Source organism: Mesorhizobium sp. RCAM 05099 (assembly GCF_059683685.1).
This window is the reverse complement of record NZ_CM185035.1, coordinates 831,917-855,314: the sequence shown is the minus strand read 5'-3', so window position 1 is coordinate 855,314 and position 23,398 is coordinate 831,917. Positions and strand designations below refer to the sequence as shown.

Annotated in this window: 20 protein-coding genes and 1 pseudogene; 11 read left to right on the top strand and 10 right to left on the bottom strand. The window is 64.8% G+C overall.

Annotated features, from left to right (window positions below; translation table 11 throughout):
• Positions 1-209: 209 nt before the first annotated feature.
• From AC56QQ_RS04195 to AC56QQ_RS04180, 4 genes are all read right to left on the bottom strand, one after another.
• Positions 210-1,241 (bottom strand): BMP family protein, encoded by a 1,032-nt coding sequence (locus tag AC56QQ_RS04195; protein WP_497125664.1) that lies wholly within the window; start codon positions 1,239-1,241, stop codon positions 210-212.
• 411 nt (positions 1,242-1,652) lie between these two features.
• Positions 1,653-2,858, bottom strand: a complete 1,206-nt coding sequence (gene pcaF / locus AC56QQ_RS04190) for a 3-oxoadipyl-CoA thiolase (RefSeq protein ID WP_497125663.1) — start codon at positions 2,856-2,858, stop codon at positions 1,653-1,655.
• Position 2,859: 1 nt separating this feature from the next.
• A complete protein-coding gene (locus AC56QQ_RS04185; protein ID WP_497125662.1) occupies positions 2,860-3,660 on the bottom strand; it encodes a CoA-transferase subunit beta in 801 nt (266 codons plus the stop codon).
• A complete protein-coding gene (locus tag AC56QQ_RS04180) occupies positions 3,657-4,514 on the bottom strand; it encodes a CoA transferase subunit A (RefSeq protein WP_497125661.1) in 858 nt (285 codons plus the stop codon). Before AC56QQ_RS04180 ends, AC56QQ_RS04185 begins: the two co-directional genes overlap by 4 nt.
• 121 nt (positions 4,515-4,635) lie before the next feature.
• Here AC56QQ_RS04180 and AC56QQ_RS04175 point away from each other — a divergent pair, with 121 nt between their 5' ends.
• The gene (locus AC56QQ_RS04175; protein ID WP_489858414.1) at positions 4,636-5,406 is read left to right on the top strand and encodes an IclR family transcriptional regulator; all 771 of its coding nucleotides are present in this window, start codon (positions 4,636-4,638) and stop codon (positions 5,404-5,406) included.
• Between the two features lie 239 nt (positions 5,407-5,645).
• On the opposite strand, the gene AC56QQ_RS04170 is transcribed toward AC56QQ_RS04175, so the two are convergent.
• The 4 genes from AC56QQ_RS04170 to AC56QQ_RS04155 are packed head-to-tail and all read right to left on the bottom strand — an operon-like array spanning position 5,646 to position 10,567.
• Complete coding sequence (locus AC56QQ_RS04170) at positions 5,646-6,944, bottom strand: NAD(P)/FAD-dependent oxidoreductase (RefSeq protein ID WP_497125660.1); 1,299 nt, start codon at positions 6,942-6,944, stop codon at positions 5,646-5,648.
• A gap of 2 nt (positions 6,945-6,946) precedes the next feature.
• On the bottom strand, positions 6,947-8,329 hold the full coding sequence (locus AC56QQ_RS04165) for a glutamine synthetase family protein (RefSeq protein WP_497125659.1): 1,383 nt from the start codon (positions 8,327-8,329) through the stop codon (positions 6,947-6,949).
• A 5-nt stretch (positions 8,330-8,334) separates the two neighbouring features.
• A complete protein-coding gene (locus AC56QQ_RS04160) occupies positions 8,335-9,618 on the bottom strand; it encodes a glycosyltransferase (RefSeq protein WP_497125658.1) in 1,284 nt (427 codons plus the stop codon).
• A 10-nt stretch (positions 9,619-9,628) separates the two neighbouring features.
• Positions 9,629-10,567, bottom strand: a complete 939-nt coding sequence (locus AC56QQ_RS04155) for a GntR family transcriptional regulator (protein WP_497125657.1) — start codon at positions 10,565-10,567, stop codon at positions 9,629-9,631.
• A gap of 239 nt (positions 10,568-10,806) precedes the next feature.
• On the opposite strand from AC56QQ_RS04155, the gene AC56QQ_RS04150 reads away from it, so the two are divergent.
• From AC56QQ_RS04150 to AC56QQ_RS04110, 9 genes are all read left to right on the top strand, one after another.
• Positions 10,807-11,871, top strand: coding sequence for a polyamine ABC transporter substrate-binding protein (locus tag AC56QQ_RS04150; RefSeq protein ID WP_497125656.1), 1,065 nt, complete (start codon positions 10,807-10,809; stop codon positions 11,869-11,871).
• A 92-nt stretch (positions 11,872-11,963) separates the two neighbouring features.
• Positions 11,964-12,806, top strand: a complete 843-nt coding sequence (locus tag AC56QQ_RS04145) for an ABC transporter permease (protein ID WP_497128877.1) — start codon at positions 11,964-11,966, stop codon at positions 12,804-12,806.
• Positions 12,799-13,593, top strand: a complete 795-nt coding sequence (locus AC56QQ_RS04140; protein WP_497125655.1) for an ABC transporter permease — start codon at positions 12,799-12,801, stop codon at positions 13,591-13,593. Before AC56QQ_RS04145 ends, AC56QQ_RS04140 begins: the two co-directional genes overlap by 8 nt.
• Complete coding sequence (locus AC56QQ_RS04135; RefSeq protein WP_497125654.1) at positions 13,590-14,663, top strand: ABC transporter ATP-binding protein; 1,074 nt, start codon at positions 13,590-13,592, stop codon at positions 14,661-14,663. Before AC56QQ_RS04140 ends, AC56QQ_RS04135 begins: the two co-directional genes overlap by 4 nt.
• A gap of 12 nt (positions 14,664-14,675) precedes the next feature.
• Positions 14,676-15,950: a glycosyltransferase gene (locus AC56QQ_RS04130; protein ID WP_497125653.1), complete on the top strand. Its 1,275-nt coding sequence runs from the start codon at positions 14,676-14,678 to the stop codon at positions 15,948-15,950.
• Positions 15,947-16,297: a cupin domain-containing protein gene (locus AC56QQ_RS04125; protein ID WP_497125652.1), complete on the top strand. Its 351-nt coding sequence runs from the start codon at positions 15,947-15,949 to the stop codon at positions 16,295-16,297. The genes AC56QQ_RS04130 and AC56QQ_RS04125 overlap by 4 nt, the downstream gene beginning before the upstream one ends.
• Before the next feature lie 18 nt (positions 16,298-16,315).
• A complete protein-coding gene (locus AC56QQ_RS04120; protein WP_497125651.1) occupies positions 16,316-16,657 on the top strand; it encodes a cupin domain-containing protein in 342 nt (113 codons plus the stop codon).
• 21 nt (positions 16,658-16,678) lie between these two features.
• Positions 16,679-17,023, top strand: coding sequence for a cupin domain-containing protein (locus tag AC56QQ_RS04115; protein ID WP_497125650.1), 345 nt, complete (start codon positions 16,679-16,681; stop codon positions 17,021-17,023).
• Between the two features lie 20 nt (positions 17,024-17,043).
• Complete coding sequence (locus tag AC56QQ_RS04110; protein WP_497125649.1) at positions 17,044-18,552, top strand: aldehyde dehydrogenase family protein; 1,509 nt, start codon at positions 17,044-17,046, stop codon at positions 18,550-18,552.
• 254 nt (positions 18,553-18,806) lie between these two features.
• Here the strand turns inward: AC56QQ_RS04110 and AC56QQ_RS04105 are convergent.
• Both AC56QQ_RS04105 and AC56QQ_RS04100 read right to left on the bottom strand, forming a co-directional pair.
• Positions 18,807-20,875: pseudogene (locus AC56QQ_RS04105) on the bottom strand (3-hydroxyacyl-CoA dehydrogenase NAD-binding domain-containing protein).
• Positions 20,876-20,984: 109 nt separating this feature from the next.
• A complete protein-coding gene (locus AC56QQ_RS04100) occupies positions 20,985-22,703 on the bottom strand; it encodes an MFS transporter (protein WP_497125648.1) in 1,719 nt (572 codons plus the stop codon).
• A 106-nt stretch (positions 22,704-22,809) separates the two neighbouring features.
• On the opposite strand from AC56QQ_RS04100, the gene AC56QQ_RS04095 reads away from it, so the two are divergent.
• The gene (locus AC56QQ_RS04095; RefSeq protein ID WP_497125647.1) at positions 22,810-23,394 is read left to right on the top strand and encodes a TetR/AcrR family transcriptional regulator; all 585 of its coding nucleotides are present in this window, start codon (positions 22,810-22,812) and stop codon (positions 23,392-23,394) included.
• The last annotated feature ends 4 nt before the right edge of the window (positions 23,395-23,398 follow it).

Sequence of the window (23,398 nt, the reverse complement as noted above, 5' to 3'; positions counted from 1 at the left end):
CGCGCAGCGGACGAAAAGCCAATTGCCTGGCTTTTCGAGCTTCGAACGCCCTGAGCCTGCGAAGGGCCAGGCTGACAACAGACGAGCCCTGCCGGGTCCCCGCTGCTTCGCGGCGTCCCGGCGTTCGCTGGCCTTTCATCGTGCCACTGGCACGATGAATTCGCTCCGCGAACCGGCCACTCACCCCCATAAGGGCGAGGGTAAAGAACTCAATCCGAAACCGGCGTGTTCTCGTCGACGTCGACGCGGAAATTGCCTTCGAGGATTTCGGCCTTCTTCTTCTCGACCAGATCCTTGACGTCTGCCGGCAGCGTCTTGTCGAACTTGTGGTAGGGTGCGAGATAGGAGCCGCCCTTGGCCATGCGCGAGAAATCGCCGTAGTCCTGCGCCGTGAACACGCCGGCCTTGACCAGCTTGATCGCCTGTTCCACCGTCGGATACATATCCCAGACCGGGCCGGTGATGACCGTGTCGGGGCCGAGGCTCGACTGGTCGGACATGTTGGAGATGGCGAGGATCTTCTTCTCGGCCGCCGCTTCGATGACGCCGAAACGCTCGGCATAGATCACGTCGGCGCCGGCGTAGATCTGGGCCACCGCCGCTTCCTTGGCCTTCGGCGGATCGAAGAACGAGCCGATGAAGGCGACCTTCTTCTTGATGTTCGGATTGACCTCCTTGGCGCCGGCGAAGAAGGCGTTGACCAGCCGGTTCACTTCCGGAATGCCCATCGCCGCGACGGCGCCGATCGTGCCCGACTTCGACATCTTGCCGGCGATCATGCCGGAGAGATAGGCCGGCTCGTGGATCCAGTTGTCGAAGACGCCGAAATTCGGTTCCGCCGGGCCAGCACCCGAGCCGAACAGGAAGGCGGTTTTCGGGAACTGCTTGGCGGTGCGGCGCGATTCACGCTCGGCGGCGAAGGCGTCGCCCAGCACCAGCTGATAGCCGCCTTGCGCATATTCGCGCATGACGCGGCTGAAATCGGCGGTCTGCACCTTCTCCGACCATTTGTATTGGATGCCGAGTTCCTTCTCGGCCTTCTGCAGGGCGACATGGATCTGGTTGTCCCACGGCTCTTCGATCGGCGTGGCGAAGATCGCCGCCACCTTCAGCTTCTTGTCCTTGGCGAAGGCGGCGCCCGGCAGCATGGCGGCAGCCAAGCCAAGCGCGCCAAGCTCCAGCACGTTGCGTCGCGAAAGCCCTTCGCGTTTTATCTGGAATTTGTTCTTCCGGTTTTCCATTGCATTCCCCTCTGTTCGACAGCCGTGTCGAGCCGGCTGTTCGTGAAAATGTCAGACGAGGAACTATGGAACGACGCCGAACTTTTGTCCACATGGTCAAATTTGGCCGCACGATTGTCAAAGGCCGGGGATCAAACCGCAGGCCAATCGCTTCAGGTTAGCGCTGCCCCTCACCTGCCTGCCGGCATCCTCTCCCCGTATAGCGACGGGGAGAGGGGCGCTCTCATCGATGGTTTCGCCAATCACCAGCGTTGCAAGAGGGGCGCCGCCGTTGCGGCGAGCCCCTTCTCCCCGTCACTATGCGGGGAGGAGTGCCCGGCAGGGCGATGAGGGGCGGTGCCGACTTCGACAATTGATAGCCTCCGCCACGAGCTGAGCCGCACGATTGTTTTCCTATGGCGATTGCCCTGATCAAACCCGTTCGAGCGCGATCGCGATGCCCTGCCCGACGCCGATGCACATGGTTGCCAGCGCATATCGGACACCGCGTTCGCGAAGCTCAAGCGCCGCCGTGCCCGATATGCGGGCGCCCGACATGCCCAAGGGGTGGCCGAGGGCGATGGCGCCGCCATTCGGGTTTACGTGCCCGGCATCCTCGGCAATGCCGAGCTGGCGCAGCACCGCGATGCCTTGCGAGGCAAAGGCCTCGTTGAGCTCGATGACATCGAACTGCTTTGGCGTCAGGCCAAGCCGCGCGCACAGTTTTTGCGTCGCCGGCGCCGGGCCGATACCCATGATGCGCGGCGCGACACCGGCAGCCGCTCCGCCAAGAATGCGCGCAATCGGCGTCAGGCCGTATTTCTTCACCGCCGCTTCCGAGGCAACGATCAGCGCCGCCGCCCCATCATTGACGCCGGAAGCATTGCCGGCCGTCACCGTCCCGCCCTGGCGGAACGGCGTCGGCAGCTTGGCCAGCGCCTCGACCGTGGTGCCCGCGCGGGGATGCTCGTCCTTCGACACGATCACAGGATCGCCCTTGCGTTGCGGGATGGCCACCGGGGTGATTTCCTTCGCCAGCCGGCCATTGGCCTGCGCCGCGACAGCCTTGTCCTGGCTGCGCACGGCAAAGGCATCCTGGTCGGCGCGTGACACGGAAAAATCCTCGGCGACATTCTCGCCGGTCTCCGGCATCGAATCGACGCCATACTGCTTCTTCATCAGCGGGTTGACGAAGCGCCAACCGATGGTGGTGTCGTAGATCTCGGCATTGCGCGAGAACGCTGTCTCGGCCTTGGGCATGACGAAGGGCGCGCGGCTCATCGATTCGACGCCGCCAGCAATGATCAGCTCCGCCTCGCCGGTCTTGATGGCTCTAGCCGCGATGGTCAGCGCATCCATGCCAGAGCCACACAGGCGATTGACGGTCGAGCCGGAGACCTCCTTCGGCAGGCCGGCCAGCAGCAGCGCCATGCGCGCCACGTTGCGGTTGTCCTCGCCGGCCTGGTTGGCGCAGCCATAGACGACGTCGTCGACCGCTTGCCAGTCGACGCCGGGATTGCGCTCGACCAGCGCCCGCAGCGGGATGGCGCCGAGATCGTCGGTCCGCACGGAAGACAAAGAACCGCCGAAGCGGCCGATCGGCGTGCGGATGTAGTCGCAGATAAAGGCCTCGGCCATGCTAGGCAGCTTTCTCTTTTCCGGTTCCCTCATGCGCCGCCTTGGTGCGGGCCTGCAGGTCGCGCAATGTCTGGAGTTCGAGTTCGCTTGGCGCCGGCGTTTCGTCAAGCGCCTCGGCGAACTTAACCACCCAGCCACAGGTCTCCTGCACCTGCTGGCGCGTGACACCGGGATGCAGTGACACGACCGTGAATTCCTTGGTCACCGGGTCCGGCTTCCAGATAGCGAGATCGGTGATCAGCAGTGTCGGACCGGCAGTGTCGATGCCGAGGCGCTTGCGATGGTCGCCACCCTCGCCATGGCCGAAGGAGGTGAAGAAGTCGATCTTCTCGACCATGCCGCGCTTGGTCTGCGCCATGGTAATGTAGACCTGCTTCGACGACGTCGCGATCTCCGGCGCGCCGCCGCCGCCGGGCAGCCGGGTCTTGGGATGGAAATAATCGCCAATCACGGTGGTGTTGATGTTGCCGAACTTGTCGAGCTGCGCCGCACCGAGGAAGCCGATCGAGATGCGCCCGCCCTGCAGCCAGTAGCGGAACATTTCTGGCACCGCGACCGTGGTGACGGCGGTTTCGCACAATTCGCCGTCGCCGATCGACAGCGGCAGCACGTCGGGCGCGGTGCCGATCGTGCCGCTCTCGTAGATCAGCGTGATGTCAGGCGCATGCGTCAGCCGCGCCACATTGCAGGCCGCTGACGGCGCGCCGATGCCGACGAAGCAGACATCGTCACTCCTGAGCGCCCGGCTGGCGGCGATGGTCATCATCTCGTTGGGGGTGAAGCCCAATGAATTGTCGCTCATGCCGCTTTCCTCAGATGCTCGACCCGGGCCGCGAAATCGTCGGCGCTCTTCTCGATCACGTTCGCCTGCATCCACGCCTGGAATTTCTCCCGGTCGGCGGCGATCTCGTCCCATTCCAGATAGGCGGCATTGTCACGCGCATAATAGCCGTGCGCGTAGGATGGGTGCGATCCGCCGGGTACGACCGATATCGCCGCGATCGTCCAGCGCGGCAGCACGGTCAGGTTCGGGTGCAGATCATCGAAATTGTCGACCACTTCCTCCACCGTCACCACCGCGCGCCTGGCCGCCAGCACCGCCTCTTTCTGGATGCCGATGATGCCCTCGACCAGCACATTGCCTTTCTTGTCGGCCTTCTGCGCATGGATGAAGGTGACGTCGGGCCGGATCGAGGGAACGGCGGCCAGCACCTCACCGGTGAACGGACAGGTGACCGACTTGATATTCGGATTGACCGCCGCAAGGCCTGCGCCGCGATAGCCGCGAAACACCGCGCAGGGCAGGCCGGCCGCGCCCGCCTCATAGGCATTGGCCATGCCGGCGTGGCTGTGCTCCTCGATCTCGATCGACCTGGGAAAACCGTTCTCGATGGCGTCGCGGGCGCGCCGCAGCAGGCCGACGCCGGGATTGCCGACATAGGAGAAGACGATCTTCTTCGCCATGCCCATGCCGATCATCTGGTCGTAGATCAAGTCTGGCGTCATGCGGATCAGGGTCAGGTCGCGAAAACCCTGGCGGATCGCCTCATGCGCCGCCGCCGTCGGGATCAGATGGGTGAAGCCCTCGAAGGCGACCGTATCGCCATCATTCAGGTTCTCCGCGACGGCCTGTTTGAGCGGCAGGAACTTGACCATCCAACATGCTCCGGGATTCAAAAAGTTCGTATTGCGAACATATGTTCTATATGCGATACTTTTTACGCCGATTGAGGGCGCGGAGTCAATCCGGACGACAACACCCTTTCGCGGAGGTTCGATGGACGAAGAGACCGCTTCCCGTGACCATGTCGGCTCGCTCGAGCGCGGCCTTGCCGTCATGGAGATCCTCGCACGCCATCCCACGGGCATGACGCTGACCGAAATGGCCGAGGAAGCCGGCCTGACCCGAGCCGGCGCGCGCCGCTTCCTGCTGACGCTGGTTGCGACCGGCTACGCAACCCAAGACGGCCGCGTGTTCTCGCTATCGCCACGCCTGCTGACCGTTGCCCGCACATGGCTCGGCGGCGGCTCGCTGTGGAGCTTCGCCGCGCCCATCATGCGGACGGTCGCGGCGCAGCTGAACGAGGCCTGTTCGGCGGCCATCCTGTCGGGCCAGGATGTCGTCTATGTCGCCCGCATCCCCGGCCGCCGCATCCTCAGCGTGTCGCTCGATGTCGGTACCCGGCTGCCCGCCTATTGCACCTCGATGGGGCGGATCCTGCTGGCCGGCCTGACGCCCGGCGAACTCGACATGTTCCTCAGGCAGGCGACCATCGAGAGGCGGACACCGAAGACGATCACCGACAGGCATTTGCTGGCCGACGCCATCGGCAAGGCGAAGGCGGACGGCTTTGCCATCGTCGACGAGGAACTGGAACTCGGCCTGCGCTCGATCGCCGTGCCGATCCGCGACCGCTCAGGAAGCACGGTCGCGGCAATCAACGTTTCGACCCAGTCCGCCCGTTTTTCCGTCGCGGAGATGGAACGGGAAATCCTGCCCGCGCTGCTTGCAGCAAAACAGTGCATCGAGGACTTCTTTGTGGTCTAGGAGGCTGTGTTAAAACTTCCCCGACGTCGGCGGGACAGCACCCCCCTCTGGCCTGCCGGCCATCTCCCCCGCAAGGAGGGAGATCAACTGTCATCTCGGCTTTCGCCAATCTCCATGTAGGTGAGCGCACCCGCTGAACCTGCCGATCTTCCCCCTTGCGGGGGAGATGTCCGGCAGGACAGAGGGGGGTGTGAAGGATCGCTACAGGTATTATTTTGCGCCGTTGCAGCAAGTCCGCCTCAATGCTTGACCCGATCCCTCATCGCGTACCACAGCATGCCGAGCACATAGAGCGGGCCGCGCAGCGCCGTGCCGCCGGGGAACGGCATGGGCGTGAGCGTCGAGAACAGGTCGAGCCGTGAAGCATCGCCGGTGATCGCTTCAGCCAAGAGCTTGCCCGACAGCGTCGACAGGATGACGCCCTTGCCGGAATAGCCATGCGCGAAATAGACCTCACCATAATGCCCGACATGCGGCAGCCGCGACGTCGTCACCGACACCAGCCCGCCCCAGGCATGATCGATGCGGCAGCCCTTGAGCTGCGGGAAGGTGCCTTCCATATGCGGCCGCACGAAACCGGCGATGTCGGCCGGCGGCGACGGCGTGTAGCGCTCGCCGCCACCGAACAACAGCCGGCCATCCGCCGACATGCGGTAATAGTTGACGACGAAGCGCGTGTCGGACACCGCGACATTGGCCGGGATGACATTGCGTTTGCCTTCCAGCGGCTCGGTGGCGACGATGTAGTTGCCGACCGGCATGATGCGGCTGTTGACGCGCGGCTCCAACCCATTGAGCAGGGCATCGCCCGCCAGCACGACATGCCTGGCCCGGACCGAGCCCTTTGATGTCGACACCCGGATCGAAGACTCGCGCTCCAGCTTCACCGCCACCGAATTCTCATGGATGGTGACGCCGGCCGCGACCGCTGCCCGGGCAAGGCCGAGCGTGTAGTTGAGCGGATGCATGTGGCCGCCCAGCGGCTCGTACATCGCGCCATGATAGGGCGTGTCGACTTTGGTCCGGGCGTCCGCCGCCGACAGTATCTCGACATCGCGGAATTTCATCACGCTCTCGAGGCACTTTGCTTCGTCCTCGAGATCCTTGAGATCGGAGCCGTTGACCGCGCCGACCAGATGGCCGCTCAGCCTGAGATCGCAGTCGATGGCGTGACGCTCGATGATGTCGAGCACCAGGCCGCGCGCCTCGAAGGCGAGGTCGAACAGCACCTTTGCCCGCTCCGGCCCGTAAAGTTTGACCAGTCCCTTGGCGCCCTTGCGCAGGCCGGGGATCATCTGGCCGCCATTGCGCCCCGAAGCGCCCCAGCCGATCTTGCCGCCTTCGAGCAGCACCACCTTCAGCCCGCGTTCGGCGGCGTGAAGGGCGGCGGACAGGCCGGTGCATCCGCCGCCGACGACCACCAGGTCGGCGTCGACATCGCCAACAAGCGCAGGATGGTCCGGCGCCGGATTGGCGGTGGCGACATAGTAGGATTTGCCGATATCGAGACCGGAATTGAAACCTGTTGAAGATGCCATGATCACACCTTCAGCAGCAAATGGTCGCGTTCCCAGCTCGTCACCACGCTCTGGAACAGGTCGAGCTCGACGCTCTTGACGCGCAGGTAGGTCTGGAAGAAATCCTCGCCGAGCAGTTTCCGCACCGGGTCACAGGCCGTGAACCGGTCCAGCGCCTCCTCCATGGTTTTCGGCAGCGTGCTCTTGATCTTGTAGGCATTGCCCGACGCCTCGGCCGAGCGCGCCAGCTTCTGCTCGACGCCGAGATAGCCCGCCAGAAGCGAGCCGGCGATCGCCAGATAGGGATTGGAATCGGCACCCGGCAAACGATTCTCCACCCGTCTCGCCGCGCGGCCACCGGCCGGCACGCGCAGGCCGCAGGAGCGATTGTCGTGCGACCACTCGATGTTGGCCGGCGCGCTGTGGTTCGGCCGGATGCGGCGGAACGAGTTCACGTTGGGCGCGAACAACGGCATGATCTCGGGCACATATTTCTGCAGGCCGCCGATGAAATGGCCGAACATCTCGGTGTCGGCATCGTCGCCGCCGGCAAACAGCGTCTTGCCGGCGTCGTCGATGACCGACATGTGCAGATGCATCGAACTGCCGGCCTGTGCGGCGATGGGCTTGGCCATGAAGGTGGCGTGCATGCCGCACTGCTGCGCGGCCTGCCGTGTCAGCCGCTTGAACAGCAGGACCTTGTCGGCCAGCGGCAGCGCGTCGCCATGCAGGAAGTTGATTTCCAGCTGTGCCGTGCCCGACTCATGGATCAGCGTGTCGAGCGGCAGCCCGGCCGCGGCGGCATAGTCATAGACGCGGCGGATCACCGGCTCGAACTCCTCGAGCGCCGCCATGTCGTAGGGATGCTGCACGCCCTCCGCGCGGCCATTGGCGCCGACCGGTGCGGTCAGCGGCCGGTCGGGATCGGGATTGGGCGCGGTGAGATAGAATTCGAGCTCCGGCGCGACCACCGCCCGCCAGCCGCGCTGGCGATAGAGATCGAGCACGGCCCGCAGCACATGACGTGGCGACGCCATCCATGGCCGGTCGTCCATGTGAAAAGCATCGGCGAAGACATAGGCCTTGCCCGCAGCGGCACCCGGCGCCAGGCAGAGCGTCGAAACGTCAGGCACCATGCGCATGTCCGGGTCCGAATAGGCAAAACCCTCGTCGATGGAGCCGGAATAGCGGCCATCGATGCTGACCAGGAAGGCGCTGCTCGGCAGATAGAGCGCGCGGTCTTCCAGCGCCTTGAGGAATTTGGCCGTCGGCAAGGCCTTGCCGCGCAGAACGCCATTCATGTCAGGCACCAGGCACTCGACCTCGGTGATACCATGCTGGGTCAGCCAGGCCTTGGGATCGTGGCCGTTGAAGGTCGCGGTATTCGTCGTGTGTTTGTCAGGCATTTCGTTCATGTCCGTATCAGGGAGAGTATGGCTTGCGCGGCCACGTCCGTTCCGGGTTTCAGGGCCATCTGGGCTGCATTGTCCCTGAGGCGGGCGCGCATCGCATCGTCGGCCAGCAGGCCGAGAATGGCTCTCTCCAGTACGTCTTCGGTCCAGCCGTCACGGCTGATGTGGTTGCCGACGCCAGTCTCCTCGGCGCGCCGGGCATTGTCGTGCCCATCCCAGCAATAGGGCATGATCAGCGACGGCACGCCGAAGCGCAGCGCTTCGCAAAAGCTGTTGTTGCCGCCGTGATGGATGAACAGGTCCGACTTCGCCACCACCGAGGGCTGCGGAAACCAGGCGTCGAGATAGACATTGTCCGGCACCGCGCGGTAGGCGTCGCGCAGACCGCCGGCATTGACGATGAACCGCGCCGGCAGCCTGTCGAAGACGGCCAGCATGCGCTCGATCAGTCCGACATCCATGGCGCCGAGACTGCCGAAGCTCATATACACCAACGGCCCTTTGTTGCGTGGAAACACCGGCACCTCGAACGGTCCTTCCGAACGCACGCAGCCTTCGAGATAGACGAAGCGCGCCGGGTCGAGCGGCTCGGCGCGCTGGCGGCGCACGATCGACGGCGTCAGCAGCAAATTGAGGTCGGGCGAGGTTTCCAGGAACAGACCCTTGGGCAGCGGCGCCAGACCGGCGTCGACGCGAAAACGGTTGAATCGGTCGTGCGCCGGCGCCGAAGCCGAGAGATAGCGGGCCTCGAACGCCGGCCTTTGCGGGTCGTCAGCGCCAAGTCCCGAAAGATAGGGCGGCACTTGCGCGTCCGGAAGTTCCGTCTCGGCGCAGGAGACGACGCGCACCCAGGGACAGCCGGCGGCTTCTATCGCCGGGAACATGATGACATTGTCGAGCACCACCGCGTCCGGCTTCAGCCGCGCCAGCAATTGGCGCAGCGGCGCCTCGGCATTGACCGCGGTATCGACGATCGCCTGCCAGGTCGGCGCGACATAGGTTTCCAGCTGGTCGATCGGGCTCAGCCTGAAATGCGGCAGGTGCCGGCGCACGAAGGCCTGCCAGTAGCTCTGGCGCTCGCTGTCGGTCAGCGGCTCGTCGGTCGGCAGCTGGTATTCCTGAAAACCGTAGTCGGCAAAGACGCCGGAGAAGCCGGCATGGCAGATGAACACCGGCCGGGCGCCCCTCGCGCGCAACGCCTGCGCGATGCCGACGCAATTCAGCGCCGCGCCGAAGCTCGCCTCGGGAAACAGCGCGATGGTCGGGCTGGCTTTGCGCGTCAATTAATCCTCGTCATTCCGGCCGGCTGATCATGCCGAACAGCGCGGGGGCCCCGCGGCTGGCCGCTTGTGGTCGCTGGGTGCGGGAAAGCCGCAGGTGAACGCGAAGCAGGTCGGCAGCCACCTCATACTGCCGGCTCTCGAGATGGTCGAGTATGGTCAGATGTTCGCGCAGCGATTGCCGCAAGCGAAAGACATTGACGCCGCCATAGATGCCCGGCAGCCGGCGCAGCCTCAGGTGATCGGACAATGCGTCGGCAACGAAGCGGTTGGCAGAGCCCTCGGCGATCATGCCGTGGAAATCGATGTCCAGCCGCTGGAACTCGCGTGTGTCGAATGCTGGGTCCGGCAGTGCCGCCAACGCTTCCATGCCCTGACGCAACGCCGCAGCGCGTGCACCGTCCAGGCGAAAGCCGGGCGTCAGGATGGCTGCCGGCTCCAGCAGCAAGCGGAACTCATAGCTTTCGCCCTGCGCTTCCGGATCGTCAGGCGCACGGCGGAAAAGCCAGGACTGGCCGGGCGCCCGGTCCAGCAGATTCTCTTCGGTCAGTTTATTCAGCGCTTTTAGTACCGTCTTGCGCTCGGCACTATACCGCCGCATCAGCCCCGCGGCGGTCACCGTCTGGTCCAGCCGCCGTGCCGAGCGGTCGCGCAGGATCGCTTCGGCCAGTTCGTCCTCCTCGGTAACAGGCAGCTCGGCGGCAATGGTCGGCTGCGCCGTGAGGTCGATCGCCAGATGATAACCCGAATCCGCCTCCCAGCGCACGACGCCCTGGTCCGCGAGCAGGCTGAGCGCTGCGCGCACCGGCGTGCGCGAGACATTGCACAGCGAGGCGATCTGCTGCTCGGGCAGGCGTGCACCGGGCTCAAACCCGCGCTGGCGCGCCACATCGAGGATGCGCTGCGCCAGATCGAGGTGGTTGGTGCGAGGTCGTCGGGCTGCGGCTTGCATGACTGGTCTCGGTGGAACGAATGGGACCGCATTGGTTTGACCGATCGCCCGCGCGGACGCAATCGGCCAGATTCCTCGGTCGCTTGGCAAATTATGGATTGACGTACTTTTTTCTGCAATAGTACTGTCAGTGCAATCGGCGATAAAAAGACCGGGGAACAGGATCGAGGCAGCGGCACGGGTCGCAAGCGTTGGTCCGACGAACGAAATTCGACGATCAACCGGAATGGGAGTCTGTCATGACCGCTACCAGCCTGCGGCGCCGTGCGCTGAGAACGTCTTCAATCGCGCTCGGCCTGGCCTTGGCGCTGTCCGCGCCGGCGATGGCCGCCGACCTCGTCATTTCCAACTGGGATGGCTACATGGCGCCGGATGCCATGGCCGCCTTCAAGACCGCGACCGGCGTTTCCGGCGAAGTGGTGGTGCACGCCACCAATGAGGAGATCATGGGCAAGCTCATCGCCGCCGGCGGCAAGGGCTATGACGTGGTCTTCGTCTCCTCGCCCTTCGCCGAAGTGCTGAACAAGCTCGGTCTGACCGAGCCGATCGACCACGCGAAGGTGCCCAACCTCGCCAACCTCTATCCCCAGGCAACCAAGCTGCCGCACGATGTCGGCAACACATTCTCCGTGCCCTACACCTGGGGCACGACCGGCCTCTGTTACCGCTCGGATCTGGTGAAGGTGGCGCCGACGAGCTGGAGCGACCTGCTCGCTCCCTCCGATGAGTTGAAGGGCAAGACCACCATGCTGGCGACCGACCGCTGGCTGTTGGCCGCCGGCCAGCTCGACAAGGGCTATTCGGTCAACGAGACCGACCCGGCCAAGATGGCCGAGGTCAAGGACCTGCTGATCTCGGCCAAGAAAACCCTGCTCGCCTATGACGACACCACGTTCTATTCTAAGCTGGTATCGGGCGAGGCGCTGATGGTGCAGGCATGGGACGGCTGGTGCAATTACGGCATCGCCGAGAAGCCCGAGATCAAGTACGTCATCCCCAAGGAGGGCTCGGACCTGTGGGTCGACACGATGGTGGTGATGAAGGCGTCCGCCAACAAGGACGCCGCCTTCCAGTTCATCAATTTCATGCTCGACGCCAAGAACCACGCCTGGGCAGCGCAGAACATCGACTACAAGGTGCCGAACAAACCGGCCATGGAAAGCCTGCCCGCCGATTTCCTGGCGAAATTCCCCAACATGGCGATGCCGGTGGCCGATCTCGTCAAGTTCGAACAGCTGCGTGACGTCGGCGACGCCCAGCGCGACTATTCGAAGATCGTCAGCGAGATCAAGGCCGCGCAGTAAACGGCCAGACATCACGGCCGGTGGCGCTTCTGCCGCCGGCCTTGAGCGGTACCCGAAAATTGTCCCAGACCCGACTTCGCTCCTCCCTGCTGATGGCCCCGGCGCTGGTCTGGCTGACCGCGCTGATGGTGGTGCCGTGCGCGCTGGTGCTGGCGCTCGCCTTCTTCCGGCGCGGCATCTATGGCGGCATCGAATACACCTTCACGCTGGAGAATTTCGGGCTGGTCTTCGACCCGCTCTATGCCGGCATCTTCCTCAAATCGTCGCGCATCGCCGGCACCGCCACGCTGATCGCGGTGGTGATCGGTTATGCCGCAGCCTATGCGATATCAGCTGCACCGCGCCGGCTGCAGCCGGTGTTCCTGTTCTTCGCCGTGCTGCCGTTCTGGTCCAACTATCTGATCCGCACCTATGCCTGGATCGTGCTGCTCAACCGGGAAGGGCTGATCACCCAATTGCTGCGCTGGTTCGGCTATACCGGCGAGCCGCCGTCGATGCTCTACACCGAAGGCGCGGTCATCGCCGGCCTAGTTTACAATTACCTGCCCTTCGTCATCCTCGCCTGCTATGCGCCACTGTCGCGCCTCAACCCGGAACTCGCCGAGGCCTCGCGTGACCTCGGCGCTTCCGCCATCACCACCTTTCGCCGTGTCATCCTGCCGCTGACCGTGCCCGGCATCGCCGCCGGCGCCGTCTTCGTCTTCGTGCTGTCGATCGGCAATTTTGTCACCCCGGCACTGCTCGGCGGCGGCCGTTTCCAGATGATCGGCAATCTCGTCTACGACCAGTTCCTGACCGCCAATGACTGGCCCTTCGGCGCGGCACTCGCCATGGCGCTGATCGCCATCATGCTGCTGGTGCTGATGGCGCAGGCACTCGCCGCCGATCGGGCTTCGGGCCGCACTGCACAAGCAGCGGGTAGTGCCGATGGCTGAGCGCTCCCCTGCCACGCGGCGCACGCTCTGGATCGTGCTCGTTCTCGTCTTCGCCTTCCTCTACATCCCGATCGCCGTGCTCGTGGCGCTGTCCTTCAATGAAGGCGGGCTGCCGACAGCATGGTCCGGCTTTTCGCTGAAATGGTATGTCTCGCTGGCCGGCAATTCCGCCATCCTCTCAGCCGCGCTCAACACGCTGATCGTGGCGCTGGTTTCGACCGCGATCGCCACATTGCTCGGCACGCTGCTGGCGATCGGCGTCGAGATGCGCCGGCAATATGGCAAGGGCCTCGAGGCGCTGATCTTCGCGCCGATGATCATTCCCGACATCGTACTGGCGATCGCCCTGCTGTCGTTCTTCTCCATGCTCAACCTCACCATGGGGCTGCACACCATCATCCTTGCCCATGTCGTCTTCAACCTCGCCTTCGTCTGTTCGGTGGTGCGCGCCCGGCTGAAGAGTTTCGACTGGTCGATCGTCGAGGCCTCCGCTGATCTCGGCGCCTCCGCGCTCACCACGTTTCGCCGGGTAACCTTGCCGGTCATCCTGCCGGCGGTGATCGCCGGCGCGCTGCTCGCCTTCACTCTGTCGGTCGACGAGTTCATCATCGCCTTCTTCACCGCCGGCGCCGGCCGCGCCTCGACCACGCTGCCGATGCAGATCTACGCCATGATCCGCTTCGGCATCACGCCGGAGATCAATGCGCTGGCAACCATCGTCATGGCTGTCTCCATCACCGCGTTGACCCTGTCGCAGCGGCTCAATCGAGGGATTATCGGCCAATGAGCGAACCGCGCACGCTGCTGGCCATCGACCATGTGTCGAAGAAATTCGGCCGCGTCACCGCCGTCGACGGCATCTCGCTCGACATCCGCGAGAACGAGTTCTTCGCGCTGCTCGGCCCGTCGGGCTGCGGCAAGACCACGTTGCTGCGCATGCTCGCCGGCTTCGAGACGCCGAGCGACGGACGCATCCTGCTTGACGGCCGCGACATCGCCAGGACGCCGCCCAACAAGCGGCCGGTCAATCTGATGTTCCAGTCCTATGCGCTGTTTCCGCATATGAGCGTCCGCGCCAACGTGTCCTACGGCCTCGAAATGGAGCGGTTGCCGGCCAGCGAAATCCGCTCGCGTGTCGACGCCATCCTGGCGACGACCGAACTCGTCCCCTTCGCCGACCGCAAGCCCGAGCAATTGTCGGGCGGCCAGAAGCAGCGCGTCGCGTTGGCCCGGGCGCTGGTCAAGCGGCCCCGCCTGCTGTTGCTCGATGAACCGCTCGGCGCGCTCGACAAGAAACTGCGCGGCGCCATGCAGCTGGAACTGAAGCGCCTGCAACACGAGGTCGGCATCACCTTCGTCATCGTCACCCATGATCAGGAAGAGTCGCTTGTCATGGCGGACCGCATGGCGGTGCTCAGGGATGGCAAACTGCTGCAATGCGACACACCGCATGCGATCTACGAACACCCCGCCGACCGTTTCGTCGCAGACTTCATTGGCGTCATGAATTTCGTCCCGGGCAAGGTCACCACCGATGGCGTTGCGGCGAGCAAAGGCACGCGCATCGCCGGCAAGGTTCCCGCCGCGCTTTCGCCCGGTGCTTCCGCCGTCGCGTCAGTGCGGCCGGAACGCATTCGGCTGTTTCCATCAGCAGAAACCGTGAACCGCACCACCGGCACGGTCGAGGCGCTCGCCTATCACGGGCTCGACCTGCAACTGCATGTCCGCACGCCCCTGTCGCCCAAACCGTTCCTGGTGCGCGTCACCGCCGATGCGGCCGATCGCCGGCCGGTCTCGTCGGGCGATCAGGTCGAACTCGGCTGGGACGCGGCCGATGTCAGAATTTTCGCAGAATAGAGGAGAAGCTTGATGGCGCAGAAGACGATCGCGTTTTTTCCCGAAGCGGCCTACGGCCCGGCGCTCAATTCCGTCGGCATCGCCCAGGCTGTCGAGGCACGCGGCCACAAGGCTGTGTTCCTGTCCGACCCCGGCTTTGTCGACGTCTACAAGGGCTACGGCTTCGAGGCGCATCCGGTCAACCTGTCCGAGCCGATGCCGCCTGAGCAGATGGCCAAGTTCTGGGAGGATTTCATCAACGGGCATATCCCGAACTTCCGCAAATCGCCCTACGACCAGGTCGACAACTACGTCAAGGATTGCTGGACGGCGATCGTCGACAGCGCCAAATGGGCGCAGAAGGACCTGCCGCGCGTCCTGGCCAGCATCAAGCCTGACGTGATCTGCGTTGACAACGTCATCCTGTTCCCGGCGATCAAGCAGTTCGGCAAGCCGTGGGTGCGCGTCATCTCCTGCTCGGAAAACGAGATCGAGGACGAGGACATCCCGCCGCATCTGTCGGGCTGCGGCGAGAACGACCATGCCGGGCACCAGCGCTACCGCGACCATTTCAACGCCGTGATCAAGCCGATCCACGACGACTTCAACGCCTTCCTCACCGCCAACAACGAAGCGCCCTATCCGATCGGCCAGTTCTTCGAGGCCTCGCCCTATCTCAACCTGCTGCTCTATCCAGAAGCGGCGAAATTCAAGCGCCGCCATCCGCTCGACCCGGCAAAATTCCAGTATCTGGAAGGCTGCGTGCGGCAGGAAAAACCCTACACGGTGCCGACCTTCGCGAAGAACAATGACGGCCCTCTGCTCTATGTCTCCTTCGGCAGCCTGGGCGCCGGCGATGTCGATCTGCTGAAGCGCATCATCGCGACTCTGGGCAAGACGCGCTACCGCGCGCTGGTCAATGTCGGCGGCTACAAGGATCAATACACGGACGTGCCCGGCAACGTCATCGTCGACAGCTGGTTCCCGCAGCCTTCTGTCATCCCGCAGGTCGATGCCGTCATCCACCATGGCGGCAACAACTCGTTCACCGAATGCCTCTATTTCGGCAAGCCGGCCATCATCATGCCCTATGTTTGGGACGGCCACGACAACGCCACCCGGGTCCAGGAAACCGGCCACGGCTTCGGCATGCCGCGCTACGACTGGAGCGATGCCGAGCTGATCGCCAGGATAGAGACCTGCCTGACCGACCCGGCCATGAAGGCGAAGCTGGCGAAGACCTCGGCGCAGATGCACGCGCAGAACGGCCCCGAGAAAGCGGCCGGGTTGCTGGAGGCGCTGCTGTGACCTCCTCCGCCCCGCACCTCCACCAGGCCTCCACCCGCACCGATCTCGTCGACTGGGGCGCGCAGCCCGATGCGCTGGACGGCGCTTCGCATTCGACCGGCAGGCTGGTGCACAAGGGGCCGAACAACCAGCCGGAATCCGGCATCTGGGTCTGCACGCCAGGACGCTGGCGCCTGAGCATCCCGCGCGACGAATTGTGCCTTTTCGTCGCCGGCCGCGCGACCTACAGGTCGGATGCCAGCGAAGTGATAGAAGTCTCCCCGGGGACCGTGGTCATGTTCCCGGCCGGCTGGGCCGGCGAATGCACCATCCACGAGACCATTCGCAACATCTACATGCTGGCCTGACTACTGGAGTTCCACAACATGCCGACACCTTATTGGCCGAACGCCGCCTCGGTGGCGCTGGACGACTGGGGCGCAAGCGCGTCGCCGCTCGCCGGTTCGCCGCGCGCCTCCGGCAAGATCCTGTTCCAGAACCCGGACGGGTCGAGCGAATGCGGCCTCTGGTCATGCACGCCGGGCACGCGCCACATCATCTTCGCGGCCGATGAGTTCTGCCATTTCCTGTCAGGGCGCGGCAGCTATGTCCACGACAACGGCGAAGAGATCCCGGTCGAGGCCGGCACGCTGGTGTTCTTTCCCGCCGGCTGGACCGGCACCTCCATCATCACCGAAACGCTGACCAAGGCCTTCATGTGCCGGTGAGCACTCTTTCAAGGAACCGATATGACCACCCCCATCATGCAATCGCCGCTCGCCATCACCGACCTCGTCGATTGGGGCGTCATCCCGACCATGATCGAGGGCGAATCCCGCACCTCGGGCAAGCTGCTGTACAAGGGTCCGGAAGGCCGTTCCGAGTGCGGGCTGTGGGTCTGCACGCCCGGCAAATGGCACTGCCACGTCACCCGCGACGAGTTCTGCCATTTCCTCGAAGGCCGCTGCACCTACGTGCATGAATCCGGCGAGGTGATCGAGATCGAGCCGGACACGGTAGCGTTCTTTCCGCAGGACTGGAAAGGCGTCTGCACCGTCCATGAGACGATCAAGAAGGTCTACATGATCCGCTGAGCGGATCCGAGAGGATGTCCATGCATTTCTCCCCTGACCGGCCGGCGTTCTTCGTCAATCCGGACTACCCGCCGATGGCCGGCGCGACGACAGCGGTGATCGACCCGGCGACGCTCGAAACCGTCGGCGCGATCTCGGCCGCTACCGATGACGAGATCGACGCCGTGCTGACCGCAGCCACCAAGGCGCAAGCCGCCTGGAAAAGGCTAGACGCCAAGAGCCGGGCAAAGCACCTGCATGCCGTCGCCAACGCCATCGAAGCGGCCGACTTCACCCGCTGCGCCGAACTGATGGTGCGCGAGATGGGCAAGCCCTATCCGGAAGCCATTGGCGAGATCGCCAATTGCGCGCCGATCTTCCGCTACTATGCCGAGATGGCGCGTGACGACGCCGGCAAGATCGCCGGCACCACGCAGGCCGGTTCGTTCCAGTACGCCCGCTACGAGCCTTATGGCGTCTCCGTCCACATCATGCCCTACAACTTCCCCATCCTCTTAATGTGCTGGACGGTCGCCGCCTCGCTTGCCGCCGGCAATGCCTGCGTGATCAAGCCGGCCGAGGCGACGACGCTGTCGACATCAGACTACATGACCGTGTTCCGCTCGCTGCCCGAGGGGCTGGTCTCCTGCCTGCCGGGCGGCGCGGCCACCGCGCAGGCACTGATCGCTTCGGATCGCACCCATGCGGTTGCCTTCACCGGCTCGGTCGCCGCCGGCAAGGCGGTGGCCGTGGCCTGCGCCGAGCGCATGAAGCCTTGCGTCATCGAGGCCGGTGGCAGCGATCCGCTGATCATCAGCGAGCACGCCCCGCTCGACATAGCGGCGGCCGGCAGCGTCACCGCCGCCTTCCACCTCACCGGCCAGGTCTGCACCTCGGCCGAACGCTTCTTCGTCGTCGACGCCGTGCACGACCGCTTCGTCGCGCTGTTCGCCGAAAGGACGCGCGCGCTGCGCATCGGCAACGGCATGGGCAAGACCGAGATCGGCCCGCTGGTCAGCGAAAGCGCGCGGACCAAGGTGATGCGCCTGGTTGACGACGCCATCGCACACGGCGCCAAGGCAGTCACCGGCGGGCGCATCCCACCGGCGCATGACACCGGCTGGTTCTACGAACCGACCATTCTCACCGGCGTCACCCCGGATATGGCGATCGTGCGCGAAGAGTGCTTCGGGCCGGTCGCCGCGATCTGCCGCGTCAAGGATTTCGACGAAGCGATCAGGCTTGCCAATGACAGCCCGTTCGGGCTCGGCGCCTCCGTCTTCACCACTGATCTGGCCGAGGCGCACGAGGCGGCCGAACGGCTCGAGGCCGGCATGGTCTGGGTCAACAATCCGTTGATCGACAATGACGCCCTGCCCTTCGGCGGCTGGAAGGCCTCGGGCCTCGGCCGCGAGCTTGGACGCCAGGGGCTGGATGCCTTCCGCCGCTCGAAAATGGTCATCATCGACCACAGGCCGGCAATCCAGGACTGGTGGTACCCCTATCCCGACAGCTGGTTCCGCGCGACCGGCGGCCGCAAGCACGTGTGAGCGAGAAGCCGTCGGGGATCCGTGTCGAAGGCGGCCCAGCGTTCCACCGGAATCTTGGTGCGAAGTAGCGCTCGATCGCTCGCGTCCGCCCATCTTTGCGATGAACGGTTCGTTGAATGGGCTGTCGCCCCAGCCTGGGCAGGGGCGTTGGCACGGACATTGTGCCGGGCATGGTCGAGCGACATCTGCCGCGTCATTGCCACCACGTCGACGTGGCGTTCGCGGTACTCCTCCAGCCTCGAATCAGAGTTTGATCAGGCTGGCACGCCGTCCCAGGAGCCGGTTTCGGCCATCCGCTTCAGCAACGGTGCCGGCTTGAACACATCCTTGCCGGTCCGCTGATGCCAGTATTCGAGGCGCTCGATGATCTTGCCCGCCCCTTCGAGACCGGCCCAGAACATCGGGCCACCCTTGCCGATGGGAAAGCCGTAGCCGTTGACCCAGACGACATCGATGTCTGACGCGCGGGCCGCGATCCCTTCCTCGAGAATCTTCGCCCCCTCGTTGACCAGGGGATAGAGCGTGCGCTCGATGATCTCCGCGGCGTCGAGCGCGCGCGGCGCGATGCCCTTCTCGGCGGCCTTGTCGCGGATCAGCGCCTCGACCTCGGGATCCGGCACCGGTGTGCGGGCGCCGCTCTCGTAGAGATAGAAGCCACGGCCGGTCTTCTGGCCGAACCGCCCTTGTTCGCACAGCGTATCGGCGATGACGGCCGTCTGGCCGCGCGCCTTGCGGTTGCGCCAGCCGATGTCGAGGCCGGCGAGATCGCCCATCTGGAACGGGCCCATCGGCCAGCCGAAATCGGTGAACGCCTGGTCGATCTGGCGCGGCGTGGCACCTTCCAAAAGAAGCGCTTCGGATTCCGAACCCCGTGCGGCCAGCATGCGGTTGCCGACGAAGCCGTGGCAGACGCCGACGACGACAGCCACCTTGCCGATCCGTCGTGCCAGGTCGACCACCGTCGCCAGCGCATCGGGCGCGGTCTTGTCGGCCCGCACGATCTCCAGCAGCTTCATGACATTGGCCGGCGAGAAGAAATGCAGTCCAAGCACATCCTGCGGCCGCGAGGTCGAGGCGGCGATTTCGTTGATGTCGAGATAGGAGGTGTTGGTGGCGAGGATCGCGCCCGGCCTGGCTACGGCGTCAAGCTTGCCGAACACCTCCTTCTTGACCGCCATGTCCTCGAACACCGCCTCGACGATCAGGTCGCAATCGGCGAGATCGGCGTAGTCGGTGGAGCCCTTGAACTGCGCAAGCCGCTGCTGCCTGGCGTCTTCGGTCAAGGAGCCGCGACTGACCGAAACGGCATAGTTCCTGTCGATCGTCGCCAACCCGCGCTGCAGTGCCTGATGGCTGGTTTCCAGCAGGGTGACGGGATAGCCGCCATTGGCGAAGGCCATGGCGATGCCACCGCCCATCGTGCCGGCGCCGATGACGCCGACGCGGGCGATCCTGCGCTTGGGCGTGTCCTTGCCGGGAAGCTTTGCCGCCTCACGTTCGGCGAAGAACAGGTGGCGCTGGGCGCGCGACTGGTCGCTGGCGACGAGCTTGACGAACAGCGCACGCTCCGCCGCCAGCGCATCGTCGAAGGGCAGCGTGACGGCATTGCGCACCGCTTGCGCGCAGGCGATCGGCGCTTCGAGGCCGCGCGCCTTCCTGGCAAGATCCGTTGCCTCGGTGTCGAAGGTCGCCAGGTCGGTTTCCCTAAGCCCCTCATCGCGATCGCGCACCGGCGTGAAGGGACCACCCTTGCGGGCTATTTCCCGGCGAAGTTCACCGCATGCGTGGTCAGATCGCCTTCGAAGACGGCATCGACGAGACCGGCGGCATGCGCCTCGGCCGCACCGATCGGCGTACCGGAAACGATCATCTTGAGCGCCTTCACCGCGCCGACAAGACGCGGCAGCCGCACCGTGCCGCCGCCGCCCGGCAGCAGGCCGAGCTTCACCTCGGGAAGGCCGAGCTTGGCACCGGCGTCGGCAACGCGGAAATGGCAGCCGAGCGCCAGTTCCAGCCCGCCGCCCAGTGCCGTGCCGTGGATGGCGGCCACCGTCGGCTTGGCAATGGTTTCCAGCATGGCCACGATGGCGCGCAGTTCCGGCTGCTGCATTGGTTTGCCGAACTCGGTGATGTCGGCCCCGGCGACGAACGTCCGGCCGGCGCAGGCGATGACGATGGCGGCAACCGAAGTGTCATCGCGCAGCTCGACCAGCGCCCGCATCAGCGGCTCGCGGACATGAAAACTCAGCGCGTTGACCGGCGGATTGTCGATGGTGACGATGGCGACATCACCGTCGCGACTGACCTTCAGGAAATCGGACAACAAAACCTCCCAGCAATGGTGAGCGGCCAAGACCGCGCGAACGGGATTTACAGCGCCATGACGCGGATGGGAACCGGATGCCGGCCTGGCACAACGCTTACCATTTGGATCAATGCCGGCCGGCAGCCTCCGCCACCATCCTCTCCGGTATCGCGGCTTTGACAGTGCGTCCGCCACGCCATGAAGCGAAGGCCGCGATGAGATAGAGGATCGCCGAGAAGGTGAAGGCGAAGACAAGACCATGCTTGAACGGTCCCGACATCAGCTCGGGGAAGAAGGCGTGGCCGGTCAGCGTATCGATGCTCTGCTGCGGCAGCGCGTGCAGCACATCGGCCGGGATCAGCTCGCCCATCGGATTGTAGCCGAGGAAGGCGGCGAACAGGCTGGTCACCGGCGGCATGTTGGCGATCTGGTGCGCAACCGCCTCCGGCACATGCTGCGCCAGCAGCCCGGCCTCCATCGTCTGCGGCAGGCTGGCGGCGAGGCCGAGGATCATCAGGCTGAAGAACAGGCCGATCGACAGCACCTGTCCGGCATTGGTGGTGGTGGCGCGCATGCCCGAGGCCTGGCCGCGCTCGCGCGCCGGCACCGAGTTCATGATCTGCGTCGAGTTCGGCGCCACGAACAGGCCGGAGCCAAGGCCATTGAGGAACAACAGCGCGGCGAATACCGCGTAGGAGAAGTCGGCCGGCAACGCCATCAGCGCCACGAAACTTGCCGCGCCGACCACCATGCCGCCGACCGCGAACGGCACGCCGCCGACCCGGTCGGAGAAATAGCCGGACACCGGACCAGCGATCAGGAAACCGACCGTCAGCGGCAGCATGAAGATGGCCGACCACAGCGGCGTCTCCTCGAACGAATAGCCATGCAATGGCAGCCAGATGCCTTGCAGCCAGACGATCAGCATGAACTGCAGCCCGCCGCGCGCAATGCCCGAGGCCAGATTGGCAATGTTGCCATAGGCAAAGCCGGGAATGCGGAACAGCTTGAGGTCGAGCATCGGCTTGGCGACGCGCTGCTCGATGAACACGAAGGCGATCAGCGAGATGAAGCCGATGGCAAACAGGACAAGCACTTTCGGGCTGGTCCATGCCATGACCTGATCGCCATAGGGCTGCAGGCCGTAGGTGATGGCGGTGAGGATGAGGATGAGGACGAGGCCGAGCCCGAAGCTGATGTTGCCGAGCCAGTCGATCGTGTGCGTGGAGCGGTTCGGCGCATCGTGCAGCTTGAGGTACGCCCAGACCGTGCCGACGAGGCCGAACGGCACGTTGATCCAGAACACCAGCCGCCAGTCCGTGTCGGCAAGCAGGCCACCGATCAACAGGCCGACGAACTGGCCGCCGATGGCCGCCACGACATTGATGCCGAGCGCGAAGCCGCGTTCGTTTTCCGGAAAGGCATCCGTGAGAAGGGCCGTGGAATTGGCCATGATCAGCGCGCCGCCGATGCCCTGGATGATGCGCACGCTGATCAGGTAGATCGCCGCGAAGTCGCCCTGGCCAGGCAGCAGGCTGAGCGCGATCGAGGCGGCGGTGAAGACGGCAAAACCGAGATTGTACATTTTGGCGCGGCCGAACTGGTCGCCGAGCCGGCCGAAGGCGACGACCAGCACCGCCGTTGCGATCATGTAGCCGATGATCGCCCAGAGCAGGTAGTTGATGTTGCCGGGGTCGAGCGCCTTGAGGCCGATACCGCGAAACACCGCCGGCAGGCTGATCAGCAGGATCGAACCGTTGATGGCGGCGGCCAGCATGCCGAGCGTTGTGTTGCTCAGAACCATCCATTTGTGGCTCTGTGGGCGGCTGTCCGCGGCGCTATTCATGGTGGTAACGTCCAAGGGTGCTGGCATGGTTGGCACCAGCGCTATATATGAGGATAGTCTCAGGTTTGGAAATATGAGGATGGCCTCGGAAAAAGCAAGAGCCCCGGTGTCAAATCCGCGTGCGCCGCAGCAAAAAAGAGGGCGCGAGCGGGTCGCGGCACTGATGGCGAGTGCGGCTACACTGTTCGTCGAGAAGGGTTTCGATGCCACGACGATGACCGAGATCGCCGCCCGCGCCGGTGCGGCCATCGGCACGCTCTACCTGTTCTTCCCGACCAAGGAGGCGCTGGCGACAGCCATTCTGGCCGAACATGCCGAAAGTCTCTCCACCCAGCTCGACGCCTTGCGGGAGCGCGCCAAGGGCCTGGCGCCGGCTGCGATCGCCGATGCGTTGTTCGACGTGCTCGGCGACTTCCTGGCCACGCACCCGGCCTATTCAGCGCTGCTCGACCTGCCCGGCGACGACGGCTGGCGGCGCGCGATGCGAGTCCGGCGGCGCGGCCAGATCGCCGCGCTGTTCGCGCAGGCCGAACCGCCGCTGCCCGCGGGCCAGGCCGAGCGGCTGGCCGTCATCGTGCCGCAGCTGATGCGCATACCGCTGGCGCTGGTCGGCGAGAAGAGATTGCGTGACGGCGTGCTGGAGGAGTTGCGCCTGATGCTCGCCCGGCATCTGCGAGCGAGCGCGGAATAACGCG

Excerpts from the sequence above, each read along its gene's own strand:
- AC56QQ_RS04195 (WP_497125664.1), bottom strand. The coding sequence starts at position 1,241 with ATGGAAAACCGGAAGAACAAATTCCAGATAAAACGCGAAGGGCTTTCG.
- pcaF (WP_497125663.1), bottom strand. The coding sequence starts at position 2,858 with ATGGCCGAGGCCTTTATCTGCGACTACATCCGCACGCCGATCGGCCGC.
- AC56QQ_RS04185 (WP_497125662.1), bottom strand. The coding sequence starts at position 3,660 with ATGAGCGACAATTCATTGGGCTTCACCCCCAACGAGATGATGACCATC.
- AC56QQ_RS04180 (WP_497125661.1), bottom strand. The coding sequence starts at position 4,514 with ATGGTCAAGTTCCTGCCGCTCAAACAGGCCGTCGCGGAGAACCTGAAT.
- AC56QQ_RS04175 (WP_489858414.1), top strand. The coding sequence starts at position 4,636 with ATGGACGAAGAGACCGCTTCCCGTGACCATGTCGGCTCGCTCGAGCGC.
- AC56QQ_RS04170 (WP_497125660.1), bottom strand. The coding sequence starts at position 6,944 with ATGGCATCTTCAACAGGTTTCAATTCCGGTCTCGATATCGGCAAATCC.
- AC56QQ_RS04165 (WP_497125659.1), bottom strand. The coding sequence starts at position 8,329 with ATGCCTGACAAACACACGACGAATACCGCGACCTTCAACGGCCACGAT.
- AC56QQ_RS04155 (WP_497125657.1), bottom strand. The coding sequence starts at position 10,567 with ATGCAAGCCGCAGCCCGACGACCTCGCACCAACCACCTCGATCTGGCG.
- AC56QQ_RS04150 (WP_497125656.1), top strand. The coding sequence starts at position 10,807 with ATGACCGCTACCAGCCTGCGGCGCCGTGCGCTGAGAACGTCTTCAATC.
- AC56QQ_RS04145 (WP_497128877.1), top strand. The coding sequence starts at position 11,964 with ATGGCCCCGGCGCTGGTCTGGCTGACCGCGCTGATGGTGGTGCCGTGC.
- AC56QQ_RS04140 (WP_497125655.1), top strand. The coding sequence starts at position 12,799 with ATGGCTGAGCGCTCCCCTGCCACGCGGCGCACGCTCTGGATCGTGCTC.
- AC56QQ_RS04135 (WP_497125654.1), top strand. The coding sequence starts at position 13,590 with ATGAGCGAACCGCGCACGCTGCTGGCCATCGACCATGTGTCGAAGAAA.
- AC56QQ_RS04130 (WP_497125653.1), top strand. The coding sequence starts at position 14,676 with ATGGCGCAGAAGACGATCGCGTTTTTTCCCGAAGCGGCCTACGGCCCG.
- AC56QQ_RS04120 (WP_497125651.1), top strand. The coding sequence starts at position 16,316 with ATGCCGACACCTTATTGGCCGAACGCCGCCTCGGTGGCGCTGGACGAC.
- AC56QQ_RS04115 (WP_497125650.1), top strand. The coding sequence starts at position 16,679 with ATGACCACCCCCATCATGCAATCGCCGCTCGCCATCACCGACCTCGTC.
- AC56QQ_RS04110 (WP_497125649.1), top strand. The coding sequence starts at position 17,044 with ATGCATTTCTCCCCTGACCGGCCGGCGTTCTTCGTCAATCCGGACTAC.
- AC56QQ_RS04100 (WP_497125648.1), bottom strand. The coding sequence starts at position 22,703 with ATGAATAGCGCCGCGGACAGCCGCCCACAGAGCCACAAATGGATGGTT.